The sequence below is a fragment of the Streptomyces sp. NPDC043726 genome (assembly GCF_056436565.1).
Window position 1 is genome coordinate 1 of sequence record NZ_JBWKCI010000027.1, and the last position, 20,563, is coordinate 20,563.

Here is a 20,563-nt window from a genome sequence, read left to right on the forward strand (position 1 = left end):
GCCGGCCGGCGCCACCATCCCGAACAGCCGGGATGGCTTCGCTGGTACCCGGTCTATCCCCGGGTCCTCATCGTCCTGACCGGCGCCGGCCACCAAGCCATGAACCACCGCATCCACGACCTCAAAGCCATGACCGCCCACCACCCATACGTAGCCGACCTCGCCCACGAAGTACCCCTCGGAGCAGTCGGCCTGGACGACCTCGAAGAACACAGCCCCACCTCCGACGTGTGGGCACCACTCACCGGCGGCAAACCCCGCCCATGGACCGAACTGTGAAGAGGGCTCCTGCACGTGGCGATGCGACTTTCGGGCCTTCTCCCTCCGGACCGCCGCCCAGGCGGGGATTCACAGGCACTCGGACGACCTTGCCGTGGACGGTGCACGCGGGTGGCGGGCCGCCACTCTCCCGCCCCCCTGGCCCCGTCAGTCCCCGGGCGGCCAGTCCCCGCACAGATGGTCTGACGAGAGGGGAGCCATCGCGATAGTCGCCGCGCCGTTCCTCCGAAGCGCTGCCGAGGTCGACATAAAGTGCAACCCCTTCACGTCCGGAACGTCAACCACCGTGATCTGTTGGACCGGTACGCACCTGGGCCAGGAAACCTCTATCCGTGAGGGCGTCTCGGATCAGCGCATGTGCGTAGTGCTCTAGTGGCACGTTCGCGGCAGCGGCTTTCGCCTCGAGGGCCAGGTGCTCGTCCGGTTCCAAGAGGACGAGCACACTGCGGGCCGGGCCGATACCAAGAAGCTGCGGGGTGTAGAGGCGGCACAGACGCTCCGTGAGGAGTTCCGCCAGGAGATCGGGTACCGGCGGGCGGGGTTTCTCGCCGTGGCGTATCCAGCGGCTGACGCGAGAGCGATCAACGGCGACAGCGTGGTGCCCCCGTTGCAGGGCCAGGCTGTTGATGCGCCGGGCCGTCTCACTGTTGTTCCATCGCGCCTCAGCGAGAGCGAGCGCGAGGGCGTAGTTCGGGGCCTTCATGACGTGCCTCGTTGCAAATGCGTTCGCAACACCGCAGGTCGTAGACGGGTTACGGAGCGAAGCGCGACGGTTTCTGTGCGCCGAACAAAAGCGCGCCGGTTGCCAGTTGAGGCGGCCCGAGCCGCCTTGAAGGAGGCTGTTTCATGGCAGAAACCGCAGTGCCCAGGATCACCCCGGACGTGTCGGCCGCTGGCCCGGTCGACTTGGCCCGTGTGCACTTCGTCGGCATCGCCGGCACGGGCATGCTGCCGGTGGCGCGGGTGTGCGCCGAGCAAGGCTTCACCGTCTCCGGCAGCGATGCCCGGCCAACGGCGGGACTGGCGAAGTTGGCATGCCTCGGGGTCGACCTCTGCATCGGGCACGCGTCCACAAATGTGCCGGAGGACGCGACCGCGGTCGTGTTCACCCACGCCGTCAGCGAGCACAATCCGGAGATTGTGGAGGCGCGGCGGCGCGGCATCCCCTTGGTGCACCGTTCGACCGTGCTCAGCACCCTCATGGCCGGACGGCACACGCCCGTCGCCGTGATGGGCACGCACGGCAAGTCGAGCACGTCGGGCATGCTGGCGGTCGCGCTCGCCCGCATGGATCAGAGCCCGTCGTTCGTCGTCGGCGCCGACATCGACGGTCCGGGGAGCGGCGGCCGCGCCGGGAAGGGCGGTTTCTTCGTCGCCGAGGTCGACGAGTCGGACCGCTCGCATATCGGCGCGCACATGCGCGTCGCGGTGATCACGAACATTGCGCACGACCACCCGGAGAACTACTTCGCGGAGGCCGACCACGTCGACTCGTATGAGCGGTGCGTCCGGATCGGCCTGCACGAGGGCGGCGTTGTGCTGCTCAACGCCGACTCTGCCGGCTGCCGCGAGCTGGCCTCCCGCTTCGCCATGGCCGAAGGCGGGCCGCGAGTGGGGACGTTCGGCACGTCGTCGTCGGCGGACTGGCGGCTGACGGATACCGCCACAGCGGGAGGCCGTAGTACGGCGGTGCTGCGCGGACCGCACGGCCAGGAGTTCAACCTCGTGCTCAGGGTTCCGGGCGTCCACCAGCTCCTGAACGCCGCGGCCTCGATCGGCGCGCTCCACGCCGTGGGCCAGGACTGCGAGCTCGCGGTGGAGCAGTTGGCCTACTTCGACGGGGTCGCGCGGCGCATGACCCCGGCCGGCGAGGCGGCCGGGGTGCGGGTCTTCGACTCGTACGCCCACCACCCCAACGAGGTGAGGGCGGATCTCGCGGCCGCGCGCTCCCTCGTCGAGCCGGGGCGTCAGGTGATCGCCGTGTTCCAGCCCTCCGACCAGTCCCGCCTGGACTCCTTCGGCGCGGAGTTCGGGACGGCGCTGGCCGCCTGCGATCAGGTCGTGCTCACCGACAGCACGAGCGGGGTGACGTCGTCCGCCCTGGAGTCGATCGCCGCCCATGTGGCCGCCGCGGGCGGACACGTCCTGCAGACGGAACAGGACCGCGCCAAGGCCGCCACACGGGCGGCAGCGGCGGCGGGGCCGGGCGACGTGGTCGTGCTGATGGGCTCCGGTGACCTCGTCGATTCCGGGCCGGCGCTGCTGGCCGCGCTCGGCGAACTGGTCGCCCCGGCCGCTTAGGCGTCCGCAGGGCCCGGGTCCGGCTGCAGCAGCGCCTCGGCGAGCTGCTGCAGCTGGACCCCTCGGCTTGCCTTGACCAGGACGACGTCGCCGGACCCGAGCGTCCTGCGCAGCACGTCCAAGGCGGCATCCTGGTCGGGAAGATGAACGGCCGTCGCGCCAGCGCTGACCACCCCGTCCAGCATCCATCCGGCTTCTTCCCCTCCCACCAGGATGATCTGGTCCAGGCCCAGACCGGCGGCATACCGGCCAAGGCCCTCGTGTGCGGCGCGCACGTCGTCGCCGAGCTCGTTCATCCGGCCGAGGACGGCCACAGACCGCTGGTCGCGGCCACCGGTCATGGCGACCAGGGCGTCCAGGGAGTGCTCCATCGAGTTGGGGTTCGCGTTGTAGGTGTCATTGACGATCGTGACGCCGTCGGCACGGACGATGGTCTCCATCCGCCAGCGAGAACGCGGAAGGGCCGCGGACAGGCGAGCGGCGATGTCGTCGACGCCGAGCCCGGCCTCACGGCCGACGGCGGCTGCGGCCAGGCTGTTGTAGACCTGGACTTTGCCGACGAATTGAAGGTGAACGCGGGCACTGCCCTCGGGAGTGCTGAGGGTGTAGGAGGCGCGCCCCTGTCCGTCGACGGTGACGTCAACGGCGCGGATGGTGGCCTGCTCCCCGAGTCCGTAGGTGACGGTGCGCGCCCGGGTGCGCTGCTGCATCGCCGCCGCGAACTCGTCTTCGACGTTGAGAACGGCGAGCCCGCCCGGCTCGAGCGCCTCGACGATCTCGCCCTTGGCCTGGGCAATGTTCGCGCGTCCGCCGAATTCTCCGATGTGCGCCGTGCCGACGTTGGTGACGATGCTGATGTCCGGCTGTGCGATCCGCGTGAGGGCTTGGATGTCGCCGATGTGGCGGGCCCCCATCTCCAGGACGAGGTAGTCGGTGCCCTTGTCGGCCATGGTGATGGTCAGCGGGAGACCGATCTCGTTGTTGTACGACTGCGGTGTCGCGACCACGTTGCCGGGGAGCACCTGCGCGATGAGGTCCTTTGTGCTCGTCTTGCCGGCCGAGCCGGTGACGGCTACGACCTTGGCCGTGCCGAGCGCACCGTGGAGGAGGAACCGGCCGAGACGTCCGGCCGCGGTCAGGACGTCGTCGACCACGATGGAAGGGACGCCGCCGACAGGCCGGGTGACCAGGGCTGCGGCTGCGCCCTTGTTGACGGCAGCCTCCGCGTAGGCGTGGCCGTCCGTGTGTTCCCCCTTGAGCGCGAGGAACAGGGATCCAGGCAGGGCTTCGCGAGAGTCGAACACGGCTGGCTGCGTGACCTCGGCCTCGGGGTCGAGGACGTCGACGAGACGGCCGCCGACGACGGCGGCGATCGTGGTCAAGGTAGTGGGGTGCAACGTGATTCTCCCTGCTCAAAGTGGTTGGTCGTGACGCTATCGGGCAAAACGCGGCCCCCTGGCAGGCGTGAACGACATCCGGCCCGGTGTGGCGCTGGGGCGCGTGAGGGGGACTGGCGCCCCAGCGCCACCTCCGCCCGCGCTGAACGCCGTTGGCGTACCGGCGGAGCATGGGACCTGCCCAGTGGCCGAAACCGGGTCCATCCGGCCATCGGGCAGGCGTCTATGAGGGGGTGCTGCCGAGCCGGGCCGCGAGCGCGGTGTGCGGCGTCGGCTCCGGGCGCAGCTGCGCAAGGGCCTCGGCAAGCGGCGTCGCGGGGACGAGGCGGTCGCTTGCCGAGGGGCGGAACCAGTACGGGCCCGGCGGTGCGCTCCGGTTCAGGGCGGGCAGGGTGATCGTGTGGGGCGCGCCCAGGCACACGGCGTGGGCGTGCGGCGTCCACCGGTCGGCGGAACCGGGCGGGACCAGCCAGTAGAACCAGCCGCTTTCGGGGTCCTCGATGACGGGTCCGCATCCGCCCTGGATCTCGTCCATGAGCGCGACCGCTCCGCGTGCCTGGACACCGGAGCTTGTGATGACGACGTCGAAGAGGTTGCCGCCGAGACGTACCCGGGTGTCGCGGCGGGCCTCGACGGCCAAGAGAGTGCGGATCACCTCGGCGAGGTCTGCCATGTCAGCGGCGGGCTCCCGGGGTTCGTCTGCGGATGCGACCAGGTGCTGCATCACTTCGGCCCCGGTCAGCATGGCCGCGGCGCTCACCGGTTCACCGGCCCGGGTCGCACCACCGCGCGGACGGTCTTGCTGGCGAACCCGCTGCCGACGAACCAGCAGAGGATCACACCTCGCTTCGTGATTTCCCCGAGGCTCCCTCCCAGTACACCGGCAATGGCCTTGTCGAACTCGGGGAAGGTGGGGTCGGGGTCCGTGACGTCGATGATCAGTTCGTGGGCCTCAGTGATGCTGAAGCTGACCTCGAGGATCTTCCCGGTGTGGCGCATCGCGTTGTCGACGAGGACATGCACTACCTCGGGCGGTAAGTCGTAATCACCCCTCCAGCTCAGAACGGTAAGGAGGGTGCGCGCCTGGAGGCGGGCTAACACTCCGGCGTTGGAATCGGAAGGAATGTCACAGGGGATGCGGCGCTGTACCGGCGCGGTCACCGCGGCGGGTTCCATGTCGGAAGGTCCTTTGGCCAGGGGAAGGATGCACCAGGTCGATGTGCCGTCCTCGCTGACGCCCCAGTCCCCGGCCAAGCAGGCGACAAGGAAGAGCCCACGGCCACTCTCGTCGTGGGGGGCGGCGCAGCGGGGAACGGGACGCAACGGAGAGCCGTCGTCGACTTCGATCTTCAGGTGGTCAGCCTGGAGGTACATGCGCACACCGACGTCAAGGCCGCCAGCGTGGCAGAGGGCATTGGTCGCCAACTCGGAGACGAGCAGTTCCGCAGCTTCCACCAGGTACGGACGGCCCCAGTAGATGAGGCTCGCACGGACAATGCGGCGCAACCGCCGCGGCCAGACAGCATCCGAAGCGGACAAGCCATCGCCATCGAGGGCCGGTCGACGCTCGATAGACACCTCAAGGGCCATCTGGATGTCTTGTGGCTGTGGGGCGGATGGTGTCTCGAGGTGTTCCGGATGTCCAGCGCAGCGGACAGCGTGGGGGACGGTTCGGAACTGAAGGGAAAGGGGGCTGCGATACGTGGGCGGGTTCACTGGGAGACTCCCTGGTTGGGCGACGCTCACAGACAAGGGGGGCAGAAAGGTGACAGGGCGCGCATGCCGCACGAAGGAGTACGGCCCTGCTGCGAGTGGCAGCGTGAAATGCGCCCGGGTGCAGGGCTCGGACAGCGTCCCGCCAGCTCTGTGCACGTCGGTCCAGGGACGGTCGATGAAGACCGGCGCAGCGGCCGGCGTGGACACGGACGTGATCGCGGTGCCTGTCGGACAGCCCAGGCACGGCCAGCTGCGCAGCACAGCGGATGCGTAGTACGTCCGCGTGACTCCACTCGCACCCAGCGTGCGAGAGACGTGACGGAGCACCGGGTGATCAGGGCGCGTGGCCTCCTGCCTGCGAACAGACCCACAGCCATCGGCGTGTCACCCTGGCGACGTCGAGCAGGAAGCAGCAGGCGCTGACGGCTGATTCCCCCGCGCAGGACGCTTTGGCAGCTCGAGCAGCGTGTTCGCCCGACTGACCAGATCCTGGATGTCGGGGTCCTCGTGACGCCCCCGCCTCCATACCGAGAAGCCGGTTCAGCTGCTCGATGACGGCCGTGGTCTGGACGTCGGTGCCCGCGCGGGTCGGCTACTCAGCGTCCTCCTCAGGGCGGTGCTGGTGCTGTCCGCGATCAACTCCCCGTCGACGGGCTGGTTGTCGGCGACAGGAGCCCTTCGTCTGTCCTTCACGGTGCTCACCACGCTACTTCCCTCACTGCCGCAACCTGCGGCGACTGCCCGGTTTGCTCGGGTTCACAGACGAACGTAGAGCGGCCGCAACCCACGCCCCAAGAAGATTGCGCGAGTTTGCAGCAAGCCGATTGACGGCGCACAACAGTCCCCCGACCATCGGCATACGGCGCAAACCCAAGCAAGGCAGCAGACAGGAGAACGACCATGAAGCTACGGTTCCTTGGTAAGAACTCCACGGTCGGCGACTGCCCGACCCTGTACGCCACAGACCGGAACACCTACCTCGTCCAGGGCTGGAAGATTTTCGCGAACGACCTGCTCCTGCAACTCGACATCGGCGAGAGGGAGACAGCGGTGGAGGTGCCCGCAGAGCTGTTCGAGCACCTCACGAAGGACGGCCTACCGACGGGGTACATCAGGCGCGTTGCGGACCCGATCATGATCCTTACGCCGAACGGCACGTTCGTCATCCAGGGCCGCGAGGTGACCGACCCCAAGGTGCTGGCCCAGATGGAGATTCCGGACTACGAGACCGTGGTCGAGGTCCCCAAGGCCGCGATCACCGCCCTACTGGAGGAACCGCGTGGAGCTGATCTCCAGCGCCGAGCGCAACCAGCTCTTTGAGAGCTTCGCGCAGGACGCATTCCATCTGGAGCTCAAGGACGACTACTGCGTCCACGACGAGGACAGCCCGTTCACGAGCTGGCTGCGCGGTGAGAACGTCGATTACTCCTACATGGACCCGTGGACACAGCTCATCCGCCGCGTCACCGCCGCAGGGAAAACCGTTCGACGCGTCCGCGTCGTCACCGAGCCGCACACCCCGTACATCCAGTGGGAGCACGCCACCACCCGCCTCAACGAGGAGGCCGGCGAAGAGATCCGCTGGCTGCCGCGGCACCGGCTGCCCGAGGGCGTCACCTTCCCCGTGGAAGGCAACGACTGGTGGCTGTACGACGACCGCCTGCTCGCCGTGGGCCACTTCGATACCGGCGGCCGGGCGCTCGGATCAGAACTGATAGAGGATGCGGACACCGTGGCCGAGTGCGTACGCCTGCGGGACCTGCTGTGGTCCGCCGCCATCCCGCACCCCGAGTACAAGCCCTGACCGACCCGTGAGCAACCAAGCACAAGAAGCGCTGCAGGCACTCGGTGCCCGGCTGCGCGGTTTCCGCAAGGACGCCGGATTCGCCAGCGGCCGGGCATTCGCGCGCGCCACCGCCTGGCAGGAGTCGAAGGTCTCCCGCATCGAGAACGGCAGGCAGCGCCCGAGCGAGGACGACATCCGCGTCTGGTGCGAGACGACCGGCCAGAGCGATCAACTGGGCGATCTGGTCGCAATCGTCCGCCACGTCGACGAGCTGTGGCTCGAATGGCGCCGGCAACTGAACACCGGCGTCGAGAAACGACAGCGCCAGGCCATCCAGATGTACGCCAAGACCAAGGTCTTCCGCATCTGGCACCCCACCCTCATCTGGGGAACCCTCCAGACCGCGGATTACGCCGCCGAAGTCTTCCAGCAGGGCGTCAGCTACTACGAGATACCCAACGACACCGAAGCGGCCGTGGCAAAGCGACTCCAGCGCCAGCAGTACCTGTACCAGGGCGAACGCATCTTCAACGTCCTCCTCGGCGAACAGGCTCTCTACACCAACTTCGGTGGCCCACAGGTGATGAAAGGACAGCTCGACCGCCTCCTGGCGGTCATGCGCCTGCCCCGCCTCAGCCTGGGCATCGTCCCCAAGTCCGCCCCGACCCTCATCTGGCCGGGCAACGCATTCTCGATGTTCGACAGCCGGCTCGTCCTCGTCGAGACATACTCGGCGGAGCTCTCCGTCTCCCAGCCACGCGAAGTCGAGCTCTACACCAAGGCGTTCGCCCTCCTGCAGCAGTCAGCGGTCTACGGCACCGCCGTAAGAGACCTCATCTCCACGGCGATCCAGCACTACGACCACATCCCGGACGACTAGGAGAGCGCACCATGCAGCCGATAACCCCGAACTGGCGGACCAGCTCCTACACCGAAACGCAGAACTGCGTCGAGATAGCAGACAACGCCCCCACCACAGTCATGGTCCGGGACACCAAAACACCCGGCCGGGCCATCATCAAAATCCAGCGAGCCACGTGGACGGCCTTCGTGGAACACACCAAGCAGAGACAGCCGTGACGGCGTTCACCGGGCGTCCCCCACCCGGACCGCCTGATGAACCCGGCCCCCGATGGGCCGATAACGCTCAGGACTGGTGTCCCCGATAGGTTCTGCCTCCTCGCCGCGGCAACCGGGCCGGGTTGTCCTCGGGGGTCGCGAGCGTCTCGGCGGCCAGGTGGAGTTCCGCCCGTACCGTCGCGGACGACAGGTCGAGGGACAGCGCCCTGCCGCACTTGCTCAGCCAGTTGGTGAGCGTACTGCGGCTCAGGCCTAGCTCGGAGGCAGCGGGTGCCGTGCGGCCACGGTGGCGGAGCCAACAGCGAAGGGCGATGCGCAACGGTTTGTCCAATGGTCTGAGGAAGGCGGAGGCCCAGTGGTGGGCGTCGTCGGGGTCGAGCAGACCGGTGGGCAGCGGAGGATGGGGGCCAACACGTGCGGATGTGCCGACTCGGAGGGAGGGAGCCGGGGCTCGCAAAGCCAGCAAGAGCTGCGCCTGCACAGTGGGGTTGTCGAGTTCGGCGGCCAGCTGAGTGCCGATTCCGCGCAGGCGCGCACGGACGGTGCCTTCGGACACGTCGAGCACTGCTGCGGCGGCCTGAGCGGACCCGGACCGCAGGTAGGCCTCCAGCGTCCGGCGCTGCTCGCGGTTGAGGGGCTTGAGGATTGCAGCGGACCAAAGGGCGAGCCGTTCGGTGGGCACGACGCGGAGCAGTCCGTGCGACCCCAGGAAGGTCGCGGATGCCAGGCAGCCCGGCTTGGCGCCATGCCGCGCGGTTCCTGCCTCGGCCCACGCCGTGGCGACCATGTCGAGCGGCAACGGGTCTGAGACGCCGCCTGTCAGTTGATGTCGGTATGCGATGCGCGCGACGAGTGGGCGCGCCACGTGGCGGTCATGGTTGAGGCCGTGGAGGGCGATGACCACCAACTCGCCTCCTTGCAGGCACACCAGCATGCGGTGGGCTTGGGGAGACACGCTGGGCTGCACTTCTCGCCAATGGGACTGATAGGCGGCATGCACCGACTGGCCGGCCAGCCGGAACACCGTGGCATGCGTGGCGGAGGTTCTCAGCACTTCGGTTGCCAGGTGAGACTGGCCGCTTAGCAGGAGATGCAAGACGGCGGTGTGCAGTCTCTGCTCAGTGCGGTGGGTGTCCTCCTCTCGACGGATCCGCGCCCGCATTCGGAGCAAGTCAACGCAGGTCCGCGCGATCAGGTCGATGCGGGGGGCGGGCGATGCCGTGCCGGGACGGATCACGAGGACGGCACCCGCCATGCTGCGGATCGTCAGGTGCGGGTAGAGCTGGGGGTGCGCGGCGGCACGCACCCCCTCAGGTCCGGCGGTGTCTGGGGTGCTACAGACGACGCCGCCCATGGGGTCCGCCAGGACCGCCCAGCCCTCGGCCAGGGCTGCGGCTTCGGCAATCAGCTGGGCGTCCGAATGGGCCGCTGCACGGGTGAGTCGTCGCACCACCTGCTGCCGGGTCACCTTTACAGGGCGCGCAGGCACGGGCCCCGCGCTGCCCGTCGTCATGAGATCCGAGCCACCCCGCCCCAGCCAGCCCGGTCCGTGAGGGTCCCGGTGTTCGCGTCGGGGCGCCAGCGCGGCCAGCTCGTGAACCCGGGTTCGACCAGCTCAGTGCCCTCGAAGAGCTCGACGGCCACCGACGGCTCACGGAAGATGTAGGGAATCGCCCCGCTGCTGTTGTATTCGTCCTGCACCTTTTGGTGGTCGCTGTCTGCAGCAGTGGAGTGGCTTAGTGACAGGTAGCTGCCCGAGGGAAGCTGGTCGACCAGTCGGCGCACCAGGCCCTTGGCTTCGTCCCAGTCTTCGATATGGCCCAGCACATCGTTGATCACCAGAGCGGTCGGCTTGGTCATGTCCAGTGTCTTGGCCGCGCCCGTTAAGACGGCGTCCGTGTCCCGCATGTCCGCCTGCACATAGGCGGTGGCGCCCTCGGCGGTGCTGGTGAGCAGGGCATGGACATGCAGCAGCACGATCGGGTCGTGGTCTATGTAGACCACTCGGCAGTCGGGCGAGATCCGCTGTGCGACTTCATGGGTGTTGTTGCTGGTCGGCAGCCCGGCACCCAGGTCGATGAACTGCCGGATCCCTGCTTTGGCGAGGTAAGCGGTGGTGCGCCGGAGAAAGTCCCGCGACTCCTTGGCGAATGGGACTATGCGCGGGTACTTGCTGCTGTAGGCGTCGCCGGCGGCCTGGTCGGCCGGGTAATGGTCTTTTCCGCCCAGCCAGTAGTTCCAGACGCGCGCGCTATGGGCGACGGACGTGTCGATCGGCTCATGCGGGCGGGTGGGTTCGGTCATGTCAGCACTTCTTTCGATTCATCGGGATGAGGTGCGATGACGCAGGTGTGGTCCATCAACACGTGATATGCCGACACCGCGTGCAGGCTATTGAAGACGTCAGCGGTTCCGCGTGGATCTCCTTCACGGACGACGTGGTCGGGTATGTCCTCCACATCGACCCGGTACAAGGTCACGGTCGGCATGCCAGTCATGGGGTGGCAAGGACCGTTGAGAGGGTGAATTTGCAGAGTCACATCGGGGCGCTCAACGGCTGCCCGCAGCGCCTGCCGCTGCTCGGCCATCACATCCTTGTCGCCTACGAACGTATGCAGCGCGGCGGCGGACATGATGGCCCAGATGGTCGTGTTCTGATGACGTAACCGCTTCTGGCGCTCTATGAGCAGCTCCGTCCGCCGGTCTCTGTCCGCGGAGGACAGGTCGGGTCTGCGGACGCTGTCAACGGCGCGGGCATAGGACGGTGTGCGCAGCAGGGCGGGAACAAGTGCTGGCTCCCACACGCGGATGTACCGGGCCGCGGATTCCACGCTCATGAGGTCCAGCTGCCAGGGGTCCATGACAGACCGCCACGGGTGCCACCACCCCGGGAGGTTGGCGACCGCGAGCTGCCCGAGGAACGCTTCGATTTCAGCAGGGCCCGCGCCGTATGCCGTGAGCAGGGTGTGGACTTGCCCCTCATCCAGGGATGTCTCGGCCTGCTCGATGCGGCGGACGGTCGCTGGGTGGGCCCCCAGTGCCTTGGCGGCCTCGTTCCGGGACATTCCTGCCGCCTCACGAAGAGTTTTGAGTCGCGTGGCTAAAACCAGGTGCGCGACGGTCCTACCAGACCTCTCGCGAGCCACAGCGTCCCCTTCCGGCAGTTTCTGCAATCTGCTGATAGTGCAAACTCTGTACCTTGCAATCTGCGTTCACAACCCCTTGAGTATGTCTAACCCGCATAAGTCACAACGCAGTTGCGGGTGACGGGCCACGAAATGGCGGCCGGCCGCCGAAGGCTGTCCGTGGACAGGGACGGGTTCGCGCAGGTCGCTGATCCATCGAAGCCTTCAGGTGATCTGACCGCCGCCTGACGAGCACCCATGTCCAAAGCCACCAGCACCCCCATGGACCACGGCCAGGCATCACACGCCCGATGGCCGACCTCACTACAGGAGAGCCAAGTGACCACGCCGTCGATAACCTCCCCCGCCTTCACCGAAAGCGATGCCCTCCAGCTCAACAGAGTGATCACAGAACTGCTGAGCGTCTGCGCGTCCGTTGCCGCGCAGCACGCCCCGAACGGGACTTGGACGCCCGCAGCCTCCGGCACGGCCGCATTACCCGAGGCCTCCGTGGTCATCGAAACCCTCTCCCGGAGCCTGAACCAAACCCGCCGTGACCTGCGCAAACTCAGCAACCGGGCCCGTCTGCGCGCCCGCTCAGCCTCGCCGCCCTCCCTCCTCGAACACCACAACGCTGCCACCTCGCATACAGCCCCCGAGAAAGGAACCCAGGCCACGCCGCAGACTCGCGGTGCCTCTCCCACCGCTCTGTCCTCGTGGCCTCCCCCAGGCACCGTCCCGCTCGGCGGACAACCGTCCGCCGCCCCCGCACGCGGGGAAGAATGACATGGCAAAGCGTGAACGACCGGCCATCGCGGCGTTTGCCTGCCCTGTGGAGTCGCACCGCGGCACCTGCGTGCTCCTGGACGTCATCTCCCAGCCGTTCACACACCGCGCAGACGCCATCGGCTCGGCGGTCGTTTTGCATGGCGCCTTCAGCGCGACCACGCTCGCAGACATTCGTGCCTGCCACCCCAGGCGGCTGGTGACAGTCGACGACGACGTCCTGGTCATCTGGCCGACCGACAGAACCGCGCGGCAGACGGAGCGCACACAGCGTCGTTGAACCCGCTCGCGCAGCGCTGCCCTACTCACTCGGGGCCCGCGCTGCGGACCAAGGCGGGCCATCTCACACCGTCCACCCACAGACTCCGGTCAGAGGCGAATCGTCAATGGCCGGACCCAGGCTGGGGCGCCACTGTATTGCCGGACAGTGCCGGACCACGACCCCTCGATGCGGTCCCGGCCTCAGCCTGGCGGGGGCCCGGAGCGCGCCCGGGCCCCCGCGCCTCCATTCTGTTCACCCTCGCGAGGAGCGAAGAGTCTGATGATGTCCCGACAGCACTCGGCCCGGACTCGGCATAGGCGCATCTTGACGAGTCTGGCGCTAGGTCTGACCGCTGCCACGCTCACCGCTTGCGGGGCAGGCACGGACGAGGGGCCGCCGAGTACCGGCGACGCCAGGGCAAGCGCGCCTTCTATGCCTCGGGGCGTGGTGACTCAGGCGGCCGCCAAGCGGGTGGTGGACGCCTACGAGAGAGTTAACAACCGCGCCAACAAGGCCCAGGACGAAAACCTCCTGGGCACGGTCGAGGGCGGCCAAGTCCACGAGCAGTCCAAGGCCGACTACGCCACCCTGAAGACCTGGCCGAAGGATGAGCAGAAGGCCTACCGCACCGCCTTCTACTACCAGGAACGCGCCTACTTCATCCCCCGGCGGGGAGAGGCGACCTGGTTTGCCGTGAGAGCAAAGTCCAGCTACGGCAAACGCCCTACGGCGCTGATGTTCTTCGACAAGGTGGGCGGCACCTACAAGATGGTGACGTCCCTCTACACCGGCAACGATGCGTCGATTCCCCGGCTGTCCGTGGACAGGGACGGGTTCGTGCAGGTCGCGGATCCGTCGAGGTCAGTCGGATCGCTCGCTCCGGAGGATCTGACCGCCGCCGTCCAGGACCTTTACATCTCCGGGGGCGAGAACGAGGGCAAGGAGCTCGCCTCCACTGCCGTCACCAAGGACGCGGTCAAGACCTACCTCAACAGCGAGAAGAACGGGACGGCCAACGGCATGGCCACCCTGAAGTTCTTCGCCGGGAAGCCCGCCCACTCCAAGGTGTACGCACTCCGCACAGCGAACGGCGGGGTCCTCGCGGCGTTTCCCGCCGCGCACACCCGAGAGGCACTGCTGAAGCCCGCCTACCGCAGCAGCCACCACCTCGTACCCACCGAACGGCTGAAAGCACTTGGCGTGGGCGCTGGCCAGACTGCCGTGCTCACCGACGAGTTCCAGGGCCAGGGCCTGGCGACGCTGTCTCCCACGGGGGCCCGCATCACCGAGATAGACCTCCTGCACGTGGACTCCCGATGACGGCACCCCAGCGGGCCCTCAGCATCCTCGCCGACACGCATGCCAGACACCGCAGCACGCCCCGACTGCTCACGGCGGGACACGAGCAGACACCAGCACCTCCGCCTCCATACAAACGGTCCGACCGCCCGTTAGCCGCATGTCATTAGGGGGTTTCCACGTGGCAACCAAGCAGCACAGGGCACTGCAGCTCACTGATGTCCGTCCTTGGACGTACACGGCCGCGCTCGTGGCGGCCAGCCTGCTCGCCCTTACGTCGTGCAACTCCTCTGGCAGCGAGAGCACAGACTCAGCGCAGCCGCCAACTGACGCACCACCAACACCGTCACCGCCCGTCGCGGACACGCCTGAGGCAGCTGCGGAGAAGGCTGTTCTCGCCGCCTATCAGCGCTTCTGGGACGAGCAGGCCAAGGCGTACGCCAAGGGCTCCACCCAGGGAACCGACTTCGACCGGTATGCCGCCGCCGTAGCTCTGGCCAGTACGAAGGACGATCTTGCTGCGCTGCGGTCCAAAGGGATCGTGACGAAGGGTGCGCCTGATCACGAGACCACGGTCGAGGTCATCGAGTCGGGAAAGGTGCCGTCCGCGAAGTTGTCCGACTGTCTCGACAGCACGGACTGGACGTTCATCCACAGCAAGACCGGCAAGCGCCTGGACATGCCCGAAGAGCGGCTCCTGCGCTACGTGACGAAGGTCGAGGCAGAGAAGTGGGGGAAGCAGTGGAAGATCGTCAAAGTCACGCCGCAGCAAAAGGCCTGCTGACCAGCACCGGCCTTGGCCTGGCCACGGTCGTGGCGTTATCGCTGGCCACGGTGCCGCCTGCCGTCGCAGGCCCTCCGGCGGACGGGAGCTGCGGCGGGGCCGGCATGTGGGTGGTGTGTGAGGCAGACAACGACACAGCAGCGCCCGGATCAGGCGCGTCCCCCGCTGGCTCCTCCCGCGGCTCTTCGGGCGGCAACCCGGTGTGCACCGTGGAGAGGATGAATCCCCAACCGCCGCCGGGGAGCATGTTCTGGGGCCGCACTGAGGATGACCCGGATGGTGTGGTCTACATGCGCACATGCCGCAACGGTGAGGGCGGCACCCCGGTCTACAGCTACTTCACTGCCGCAGACGGCGCGGACGTCCCAGCGATAGATCCTGTGGTGCTGGCCCAGCAGGCTGTGAGCAAGATGAAGCTCTCGGGCCCGGCCATCGCAAGCCCGCGCGTCACCGGTCGGTACGTGGTCGGCATGCCGATGTGGCTGTGGGTGGACCAAAGTCCGACGACCTATGGGCCCCAGACGACCAGTGCGACGGCAGGCGGTGTCACCGTCTCCGCCACCGCAAAGGTGACTTCCATCAGCTGGGACATGGGAGACGGCAGCGGCGCCGTGGTGTGCGACGGGCCCGGTATGAAGTACGAGCCGTCGATGGGCAAGGCGCGATCCCCGGACTGCGGCCATGTGTACGTCAAGGCGTCAGGCAGCCGGGACGGCGGCAGATTCACCGTCACCGCAACCGCCACGTGGACCGTGGACTGGGCGGTCGACGGCGGGGGCGAGACGGGGCAGTTCACGGAGTTCAGGCAGTCCGAGGCTCAGGTGGCGATCGGCGAGCTGCAGGTCGTCAGGTAGAGCGTCCGGAAGGACAGAGCGTTGAGCAGAACGAAGGAGCGTACAGCTGCCGCGAACGGGGTTCCGCCGCAGGGGCCTTCCGCCCGCGCGGTGGCTCCCCCGCGAGTTTCCGCCCGCAGGCGCCGGCCGGGCGTGATCGCCTTGTCGCTGGCATTGATCGCGGCCGGGGGTGCTGGTGTCGCGGTCCTGTTGCTGCAGGTCGGCAACCGGACCGAGGTGCTGACCGTGGTCCGCGACGTCCAGGTCGGCCAGGTCCTGACCGAAAACGACCTGGGCAGGGCCTCCATCGCCCTGGACCCGTCCGTCAAGGCGGTCCGCGGCGATGACATGGATTCGGTCGTGGGCAAGCGGGCCGCAGTGGAACTCAAGCCTGGCTCCCTGCTCGCCCCCGCCCAGGTGACGAAGGACTCGCTGGTGAAAGCCGGCGAGCAACTGGTGCCGATCGGCCTCAAGCCGGAGCAGATCCCCGCGACGGCGCTTGTGCCCGGTCAGAAGGTGCAGCTGGTCCACGTGCCCGCCCAGGGCCAGGCGGACACCAGCGAGGCATCGAGCTCTGTGCCAGAGACCATCGACGGGCGGGTGGTGAAGGCCTCCAGCGCCGCTCCCGGCACCGGGATCGTGGTCGTCGACGTCGCCACCACCGCGGCGGACGGCCCGCGTGCCGCCGCGTGGGTGTCGGCCGGCACCCTGCGCCTGGTCCTCGCTGCTGCGGACGGCACCTGATGGCCGTGATCGCGCTCGCCGGGTGCAGCGGCGCGCCCGGTGTGACCACGAGCGCTCTCGCCCTGCTGCTGGCCTGGCCGCTGGAGCCGGGCCGACGGATGATCCTTGCTGAGTGCGACCCGGACGGCGGAGCCGTCCTGCACGGTCTGCTGCAGGGTTCGCTCGGCGACCGGTACGGGCTGCGCAACCTCTCCGTAGCCGCCCGCAAGGGCGAGTTCAGCGACGCCTTCTGGCGCCAGCTGATCGACCTCAGCCATGAGGACGGCAAACGGGAACCGCCACGCGACCGGCTGCTGCTGCCCGGCATCACTGACCCCGCACAGGCGGCGAGCCTGGGCTCGGTGTGGAAGATCCTGGCGCAGATGTTCCGCGGCATCGAGGCCGAAAGCGGCCACGACGTTCTCATCGACCTCGGCCGCCGCGGGGCGTACGGGCCCTCCGGGGTCCTGGCCGAGCAGGCTGACGCCGTGCTCGTGGTGGTCCGCAGCACCCTGCGCTGCCTGCAAGCAGCGGAGGGCCGAGTGCGCGCGCTGGAAGAACGCGTCGGGGACGTCAGCATCCTGCTGATCGACGAGGGCCCGTATCCGGCGGGCGAGGTGCAGCGCGTGCTGCAGGTGCCGGTGATCGCCACACTGCCGTACGCGCCGGACGACGCCCGCGTGCTGTCCGATGGCGCCGAGCAGCCCCGCCGCTTCACCAAGTCGGCGCTGATGAAAGCCGCCCGCACAGGCAGCACGCCCATTCTCCAGCGGGCAGCCATGCGCCGGGCCCGCCTCGATCCACGCGGTCTGCGCGCAACAGGCGGGGAGGTGACCTATGCAGGCTAGGCCTCTGCACCCCGACCCCACGGTGGCACCGCTGCCCCAGCAGTGGACGCAGCAGACCAACGGCGCACCTCCATTTTCCGGTGCCGCCTCGAGTCCACAGGTGCTCGGCACCGCGGCCCCGCAGGTCACCGTCGACTACCGGGTGGCCCGCGACATCGCGTCCCAGGTCGCCAGGCAGCGCGAGGAACTGCTCAAGACCAAGCCCGACATGGACCGGGAGAGCGGGGAACAGCGCTGCCTGAACTGGATCGCTGAGGCCGTCGCATTGTGGTCTGACGCTCAGGCGATGACGCCGCAGCAGGACGAGGCGCTGCGCCGCGCCGTGTACGACCTGCTTTTCCGGGCTGGCAGGCTCCAGCCGTATCTGGACGATGACCGGGTCGAGGACATCATCATCCAGGGCCCGCACGAGGTGTGGCTCGACTACGGCGACGGCGAACGCCGCAAGGTAGGGCCGATCGCCGAGTCGGAAGTGGAATTATTGGAGCTGCTCAGGGAGTTGGCTCGGGGTTCCGGGCACAGCGAGCGCACGATCTCCGCTGCGAACCCCACCCTCGCGCTGTCATTGCAGGATGGCTCCCGTCTGCAGGCCATCACCGGGCTCGGGCCGATGACGTATGCGGTCATCCGCCGGCACCGGGTCTCCCACGCCGATCTCGACGACCTGGTGCGGCTGGGGACGATCGACCCGATCCTGCGCGAGTTCCTCGGCGCGTGCGTGCGCGCCGAGAAGAACATCATGATCGCGGGGAAGCAGAAGGCCGGGAAGACGACCCTGATGCGGGCGCTGCTCAAGGAGTTCGATCCGGAGTGCCGTTTCGCGACCATCCAGACCGAGGATGAGCTGTTCGCCCACGCCAACGGCTACCACCGCCAGGTCGTCTCTCTGGTGGGCCGCGAGTCCAACGGCGAGAAGGACGTCACCGGGCGCGGCGCGGGCGAGGTCACGCTGCTGGACCTGATGCATCCCGCGCTGCGGATGTCGCTGGAGCGGATCGTGGTCGGTGAGGTCCGCGGGCCGGAGGTTGTCGCGATGATGCAGGCGTTGACAAACGGCTCGGGCGGCAATCTGTGCACGATCCACGCCCGGCGCCCGGACATCATTTTCGACCGGATCGCCGAGCTGTACGCGCTCGCCCAGGAAAACCTGTCCGAGCAGCTGGCGTACCGGCAGACGGCCAACGGCCTGGACTTCATCGTGTACGTCGACATGACGGACGAGACGCAGATCGGCGGCCGCCGCCATCGCTACGTCTCCCACGTCCTGGAGCTCACCGGGATCGGCGAGAACGGCCGTCCTGCCACGAACACGGTGTTCTCCCCCGGAACCGAGTTCGGGGACCTGCGGGCCGTGCCGAGGATGGACCCGGGCTGCATCGACGACCTGCGCCGCGTCGGCTTCGACTCCTCCCTGCTACAGCAGCTGCAGGGGGCCTGGCATGCGCCGCTGCCTTTGATGGTGGAGGTGCGCCGATGACGCTGCTTGGGGGGCTGCTGTGCGGCATGGCCGTCATCGGCGGGCTGATCGGCTTCGTGGCCGGTGTCGTGGGTACCTCCGTGCCGCGCCGGGCTCCGCTACGGCAGCGGTGGAAGGTCCTGCGCGCCGGAAAGGAGCCGAGCGAGGACGTGCGGCTGCGGCGCCGGACACTCGCAGTCTTGGCGGCCGCTGTTTTCGTGGCCGTGTGGCTGGTCTCGGGGAACTTCGTGGGCGGCGCCCTGCTCGGCGCGGCTGTCATCGGGGTTCCGTGGCTGATCGCCCCAGCGCAGATGGCGCAGGAGCGCATCGGCCAGCTGGAAGGCTTGAGTGAGTGGACTCAGCGGCTGGCGGGCTTGCTCCGGTTGGGCATGGGCCTGGAACAGGCAATGATCACCAGCCGTCAGGGGGCGCCGGCCGAGCTCGCCCCGCAGATCGTCAACCTGTCCGACCGGCTGCGTCTGGGCTGGCGCCCGGACGGAGCCTTGCGCGCGTTCGCTGAGGAACTCGACGACGTCACCTCGGACAAGGTGGTCGCCTCGCTCATCCTGTCCGTCAGCGACCGCGGCCCGGGCCTGGCTCAGGCGCTGGAGGATTTGGCGGGGACGGTCCGCGAGGAGGTTGCCAAGAAGCGCGCCATTGAGGCGGACCGGGCGAAGCCGCGCACGACCGTGCGGTGGATGACCCTCATCACCGTGGGCATCGTGGTGGCCGGGTTCTTCGTGCCCTCCTACACCCAGCCCTACTCCACGCTGCTCGGCCAGCTGGTGCTGGCCTTCCTGACCGCCGCGTTCATCGGGGTGCTCGCTCTGATGCGGCAGCTGGGCTCCTTCCGCCGCATCCCCCGCTTCCTGATCACCGACCCTTCCAGCACCGTCCGGCTGCCCGCACCTGCCGCGGAGCCGGACCTGCCGGCCGCCGGCCGTGAGCCGCAAGGAGTCACCCCATGAACGTGCTTCCCGTCGTCCTGACCGGTGGCACGGTCGGCGCCGGCTTCGCACTGCTGGTGCGGGAACTCCTGCGCCCCCAGCCCGCCTTGGGGCCAGCTCTCGCCCGCACCGCCCCGGCCACGTTGACCATGCCCGAGCCGGAACTGGACCGTGAGGAGAGGTGGGGCCGCTGGCTGCTGGCCCGCCTCGAGCGTCTGCCCGGTGTCCGCATCCCCACCACCAACCTGGCCCTGCTTGGGCAGGGCCAGGGCCAGTTCATGCTGAAGAAGACCGCCCTCGCCGGTTTCGGCCTGCTCTGCCCGGTGATCGCGACGATCCCGTGGATCATCGCGGGCATCTGGCTGCCGTTCTACGTGCCCGCCGGCGCCGGACTCCTCATCGCGGGGCTGCTGTTCATCACCCCAGACCTCGCGGTACGGGACCAGGCCAAGCGGGCCAGGGAGGAGTTCGCGCACGCCCTGTCCGCCTACCTCGACCTGGTCGCCCTCAAGCGGGCCGCCGACGCCGGCCCCGCCGAGGCCTTGGAGAAGGCCGCCGAAGTCGGCATTGGCTGGCCCTTCCTGTATCTGCAGGGCGCTCTGCGCCGGGCCCGGCTGGAGAAAATCCCGCCCTATGAGGCGCTGATGCAGCTCGCCCACGAGTACGACCTGCCCGTCCTGGACGACATCGCCGACATCATGCGCAGCAGCGCCACCGACGGCGCCGCCGTCTACAAGGCACTGCGGGCCCGCACCGCGGCACTCAACGCCGAACTGCTGGCCGATCAGGCCGCCGAGGCCAACGGCGCCAGCGAGAAGATGACCGCCCCGGGAGCCCTTCTGGCCGTCCTGGTGATGCTGCTGATGGCTTTCCCCGCGGTGATCCGCATGTTGACCGTCTAAAGACCAGCAACTCATTCAACGCACCAGAGAGGTATGGAA

The 20,563-nt window shown here is 68.2% G+C and carries 22 protein-coding genes; 14 read left to right on the forward strand and 8 right to left on the reverse strand.

Annotation, left to right across the window (positions count from 1 at the left end):
* Positions 1-213, reverse strand: a 213-nt coding sequence (locus AC068Z_RS41800) for a hypothetical protein (RefSeq protein ID WP_478568879.1), incomplete at its 3' end; no start/stop codon positions are given.
* Positions 214-556: 343 nt separating this feature from the next.
* Entirely contained in the window at positions 557-982 is a 426-nt protein-coding gene (locus AC068Z_RS41805) for a hypothetical protein (protein ID WP_478568882.1), read from the reverse strand.
* 143 nt (positions 983-1,125) lie between these two features.
* Between AC068Z_RS41805 and AC068Z_RS41810 the strand changes: the two genes are divergently transcribed.
* Entirely contained in the window at positions 1,126-2,580 is a 1,455-nt protein-coding gene (locus tag AC068Z_RS41810; protein WP_478568885.1) for a UDP-N-acetylmuramate--L-alanine ligase, read from the forward strand.
* On the opposite strand, the gene AC068Z_RS41815 is transcribed toward AC068Z_RS41810, so the two are convergent.
* From AC068Z_RS41815 to AC068Z_RS41825, 3 genes are all read right to left on the reverse strand, one after another.
* Entirely contained in the window at positions 2,577-3,962 is a 1,386-nt protein-coding gene (locus tag AC068Z_RS41815) for a UDP-N-acetylmuramoyl-tripeptide--D-alanyl-D-alanine ligase (protein ID WP_478568888.1), read from the reverse strand. The two genes, AC068Z_RS41810 and AC068Z_RS41815, sit on opposite strands and share 4 nt — an antisense overlap.
* A 238-nt stretch (positions 3,963-4,200) precedes the next feature.
* Entirely contained in the window at positions 4,201-4,650 is a 450-nt protein-coding gene (locus tag AC068Z_RS41820; protein WP_478568891.1) for a hypothetical protein, read from the reverse strand.
* Between the two features lie 83 nt (positions 4,651-4,733).
* Positions 4,734-5,567 (reverse strand): ATP-binding protein, encoded by an 834-nt coding sequence (locus tag AC068Z_RS41825; RefSeq protein ID WP_478568894.1) that lies wholly within the window; start codon positions 5,565-5,567, stop codon positions 4,734-4,736.
* A 1,026-nt stretch (positions 5,568-6,593) separates the two neighbouring features.
* Here AC068Z_RS41825 and AC068Z_RS41830 point away from each other — a divergent pair.
* The 4 genes from AC068Z_RS41830 to AC068Z_RS41845 are packed head-to-tail and all read left to right on the forward strand — an operon-like array spanning position 6,594 to position 8,559.
* Positions 6,594-7,013, forward strand: a complete 420-nt coding sequence (locus AC068Z_RS41830) for a hypothetical protein (RefSeq protein WP_478568897.1) — start codon at positions 6,594-6,596, stop codon at positions 7,011-7,013.
* Positions 6,973-7,497, forward strand: coding sequence for a DUF6879 family protein (locus tag AC068Z_RS41835; protein ID WP_478568900.1), 525 nt, complete (start codon positions 6,973-6,975; stop codon positions 7,495-7,497). Before AC068Z_RS41830 ends, AC068Z_RS41835 begins: the two co-directional genes overlap by 41 nt.
* A gap of 7 nt (positions 7,498-7,504) precedes the next feature.
* Positions 7,505-8,359, forward strand: coding sequence for a helix-turn-helix domain-containing protein (locus AC068Z_RS41840; protein WP_478568903.1), 855 nt, complete (start codon positions 7,505-7,507; stop codon positions 8,357-8,359).
* A gap of 11 nt (positions 8,360-8,370) precedes the next feature.
* Positions 8,371-8,559, forward strand: coding sequence for a DUF397 domain-containing protein (locus AC068Z_RS41845; RefSeq protein WP_478568906.1), 189 nt, complete (start codon positions 8,371-8,373; stop codon positions 8,557-8,559).
* Between the two features lie 67 nt (positions 8,560-8,626).
* Here the strand turns inward: AC068Z_RS41845 and AC068Z_RS41850 are convergent, their stop codons facing one another.
* From AC068Z_RS41850 to AC068Z_RS41860, 3 genes are read right to left on the reverse strand one after another with little or no spacing between them, the layout of a single operon-like run.
* A complete protein-coding gene (locus AC068Z_RS41850) occupies positions 8,627-10,027 on the reverse strand; it encodes a helix-turn-helix domain-containing protein (RefSeq protein WP_478568909.1) in 1,401 nt (466 codons plus the stop codon).
* A gap of 41 nt (positions 10,028-10,068) precedes the next feature.
* On the reverse strand, positions 10,069-10,863 hold the full coding sequence (locus tag AC068Z_RS41855) for an SAM-dependent methyltransferase (RefSeq protein WP_478568912.1): 795 nt from the start codon (positions 10,861-10,863) through the stop codon (positions 10,069-10,071).
* Positions 10,860-11,705, reverse strand: coding sequence for a helix-turn-helix domain-containing protein (locus AC068Z_RS41860; RefSeq protein WP_478569025.1), 846 nt, complete (start codon positions 11,703-11,705; stop codon positions 10,860-10,862). Before AC068Z_RS41860 ends, AC068Z_RS41855 begins: the two co-directional genes overlap by 4 nt.
* A gap of 766 nt (positions 11,706-12,471) precedes the next feature.
* Here AC068Z_RS41860 and AC068Z_RS41865 point away from each other — a divergent pair.
* The 9 genes from AC068Z_RS41865 to AC068Z_RS41905 all read left to right on the forward strand — a co-directional run bounded on the left by AC068Z_RS41865 (position 12,472) and on the right by AC068Z_RS41905 (position 20,524).
* Positions 12,472-12,750 carry a hypothetical protein gene (locus tag AC068Z_RS41865; RefSeq protein WP_478568915.1) on the forward strand — a complete coding sequence of 93 codons (279 nt, stop codon included), beginning with the start codon at positions 12,472-12,474 and terminating at the stop codon, positions 12,748-12,750.
* A 426-nt stretch (positions 12,751-13,176) separates the two neighbouring features.
* Positions 13,177-14,052 carry a DUF8094 domain-containing protein gene (locus tag AC068Z_RS41870; protein WP_478568918.1) on the forward strand — a complete coding sequence of 292 codons (876 nt, stop codon included), beginning with the start codon at positions 13,177-13,179 and terminating at the stop codon, positions 14,050-14,052.
* 160 nt (positions 14,053-14,212) lie between these two features.
* A complete protein-coding gene (locus tag AC068Z_RS41875; RefSeq protein WP_478568921.1) occupies positions 14,213-14,815 on the forward strand; it encodes a hypothetical protein in 603 nt (200 codons plus the stop codon).
* Positions 14,816-15,105: 290 nt separating this feature from the next.
* Positions 15,106-15,669, forward strand: coding sequence for an ATP/GTP-binding protein (locus AC068Z_RS41880; RefSeq protein ID WP_478568924.1), 564 nt, complete (start codon positions 15,106-15,108; stop codon positions 15,667-15,669).
* Positions 15,670-15,801: 132 nt separating this feature from the next.
* Positions 15,802-16,392, forward strand: coding sequence for an SAF domain-containing protein (locus AC068Z_RS41885; RefSeq protein WP_478568927.1), 591 nt, complete (start codon positions 15,802-15,804; stop codon positions 16,390-16,392).
* Entirely contained in the window at positions 16,392-17,219 is an 828-nt protein-coding gene (locus AC068Z_RS41890; protein ID WP_478568930.1) for a CpaE/TadZ family protein, read from the forward strand. The genes AC068Z_RS41885 and AC068Z_RS41890 overlap by 1 nt, the downstream gene beginning before the upstream one ends.
* The gene (locus AC068Z_RS41895) at positions 17,209-18,696 is read left to right on the forward strand and encodes a CpaF family protein (protein ID WP_478568933.1); all 1,488 of its coding nucleotides are present in this window, start codon (positions 17,209-17,211) and stop codon (positions 18,694-18,696) included. Before AC068Z_RS41890 ends, AC068Z_RS41895 begins: the two co-directional genes overlap by 11 nt.
* Positions 18,693-19,643 (forward strand): type II secretion system F family protein, encoded by a 951-nt coding sequence (locus AC068Z_RS41900; protein ID WP_478568936.1) that lies wholly within the window; start codon positions 18,693-18,695, stop codon positions 19,641-19,643. Before AC068Z_RS41895 ends, AC068Z_RS41900 begins: the two co-directional genes overlap by 4 nt.
* Positions 19,640-20,524 (forward strand): type II secretion system F family protein, encoded by an 885-nt coding sequence (locus AC068Z_RS41905; protein WP_478568939.1) that lies wholly within the window; start codon positions 19,640-19,642, stop codon positions 20,522-20,524. Before AC068Z_RS41900 ends, AC068Z_RS41905 begins: the two co-directional genes overlap by 4 nt.
* Positions 20,525-20,563 lie beyond the last annotated feature (39 nt).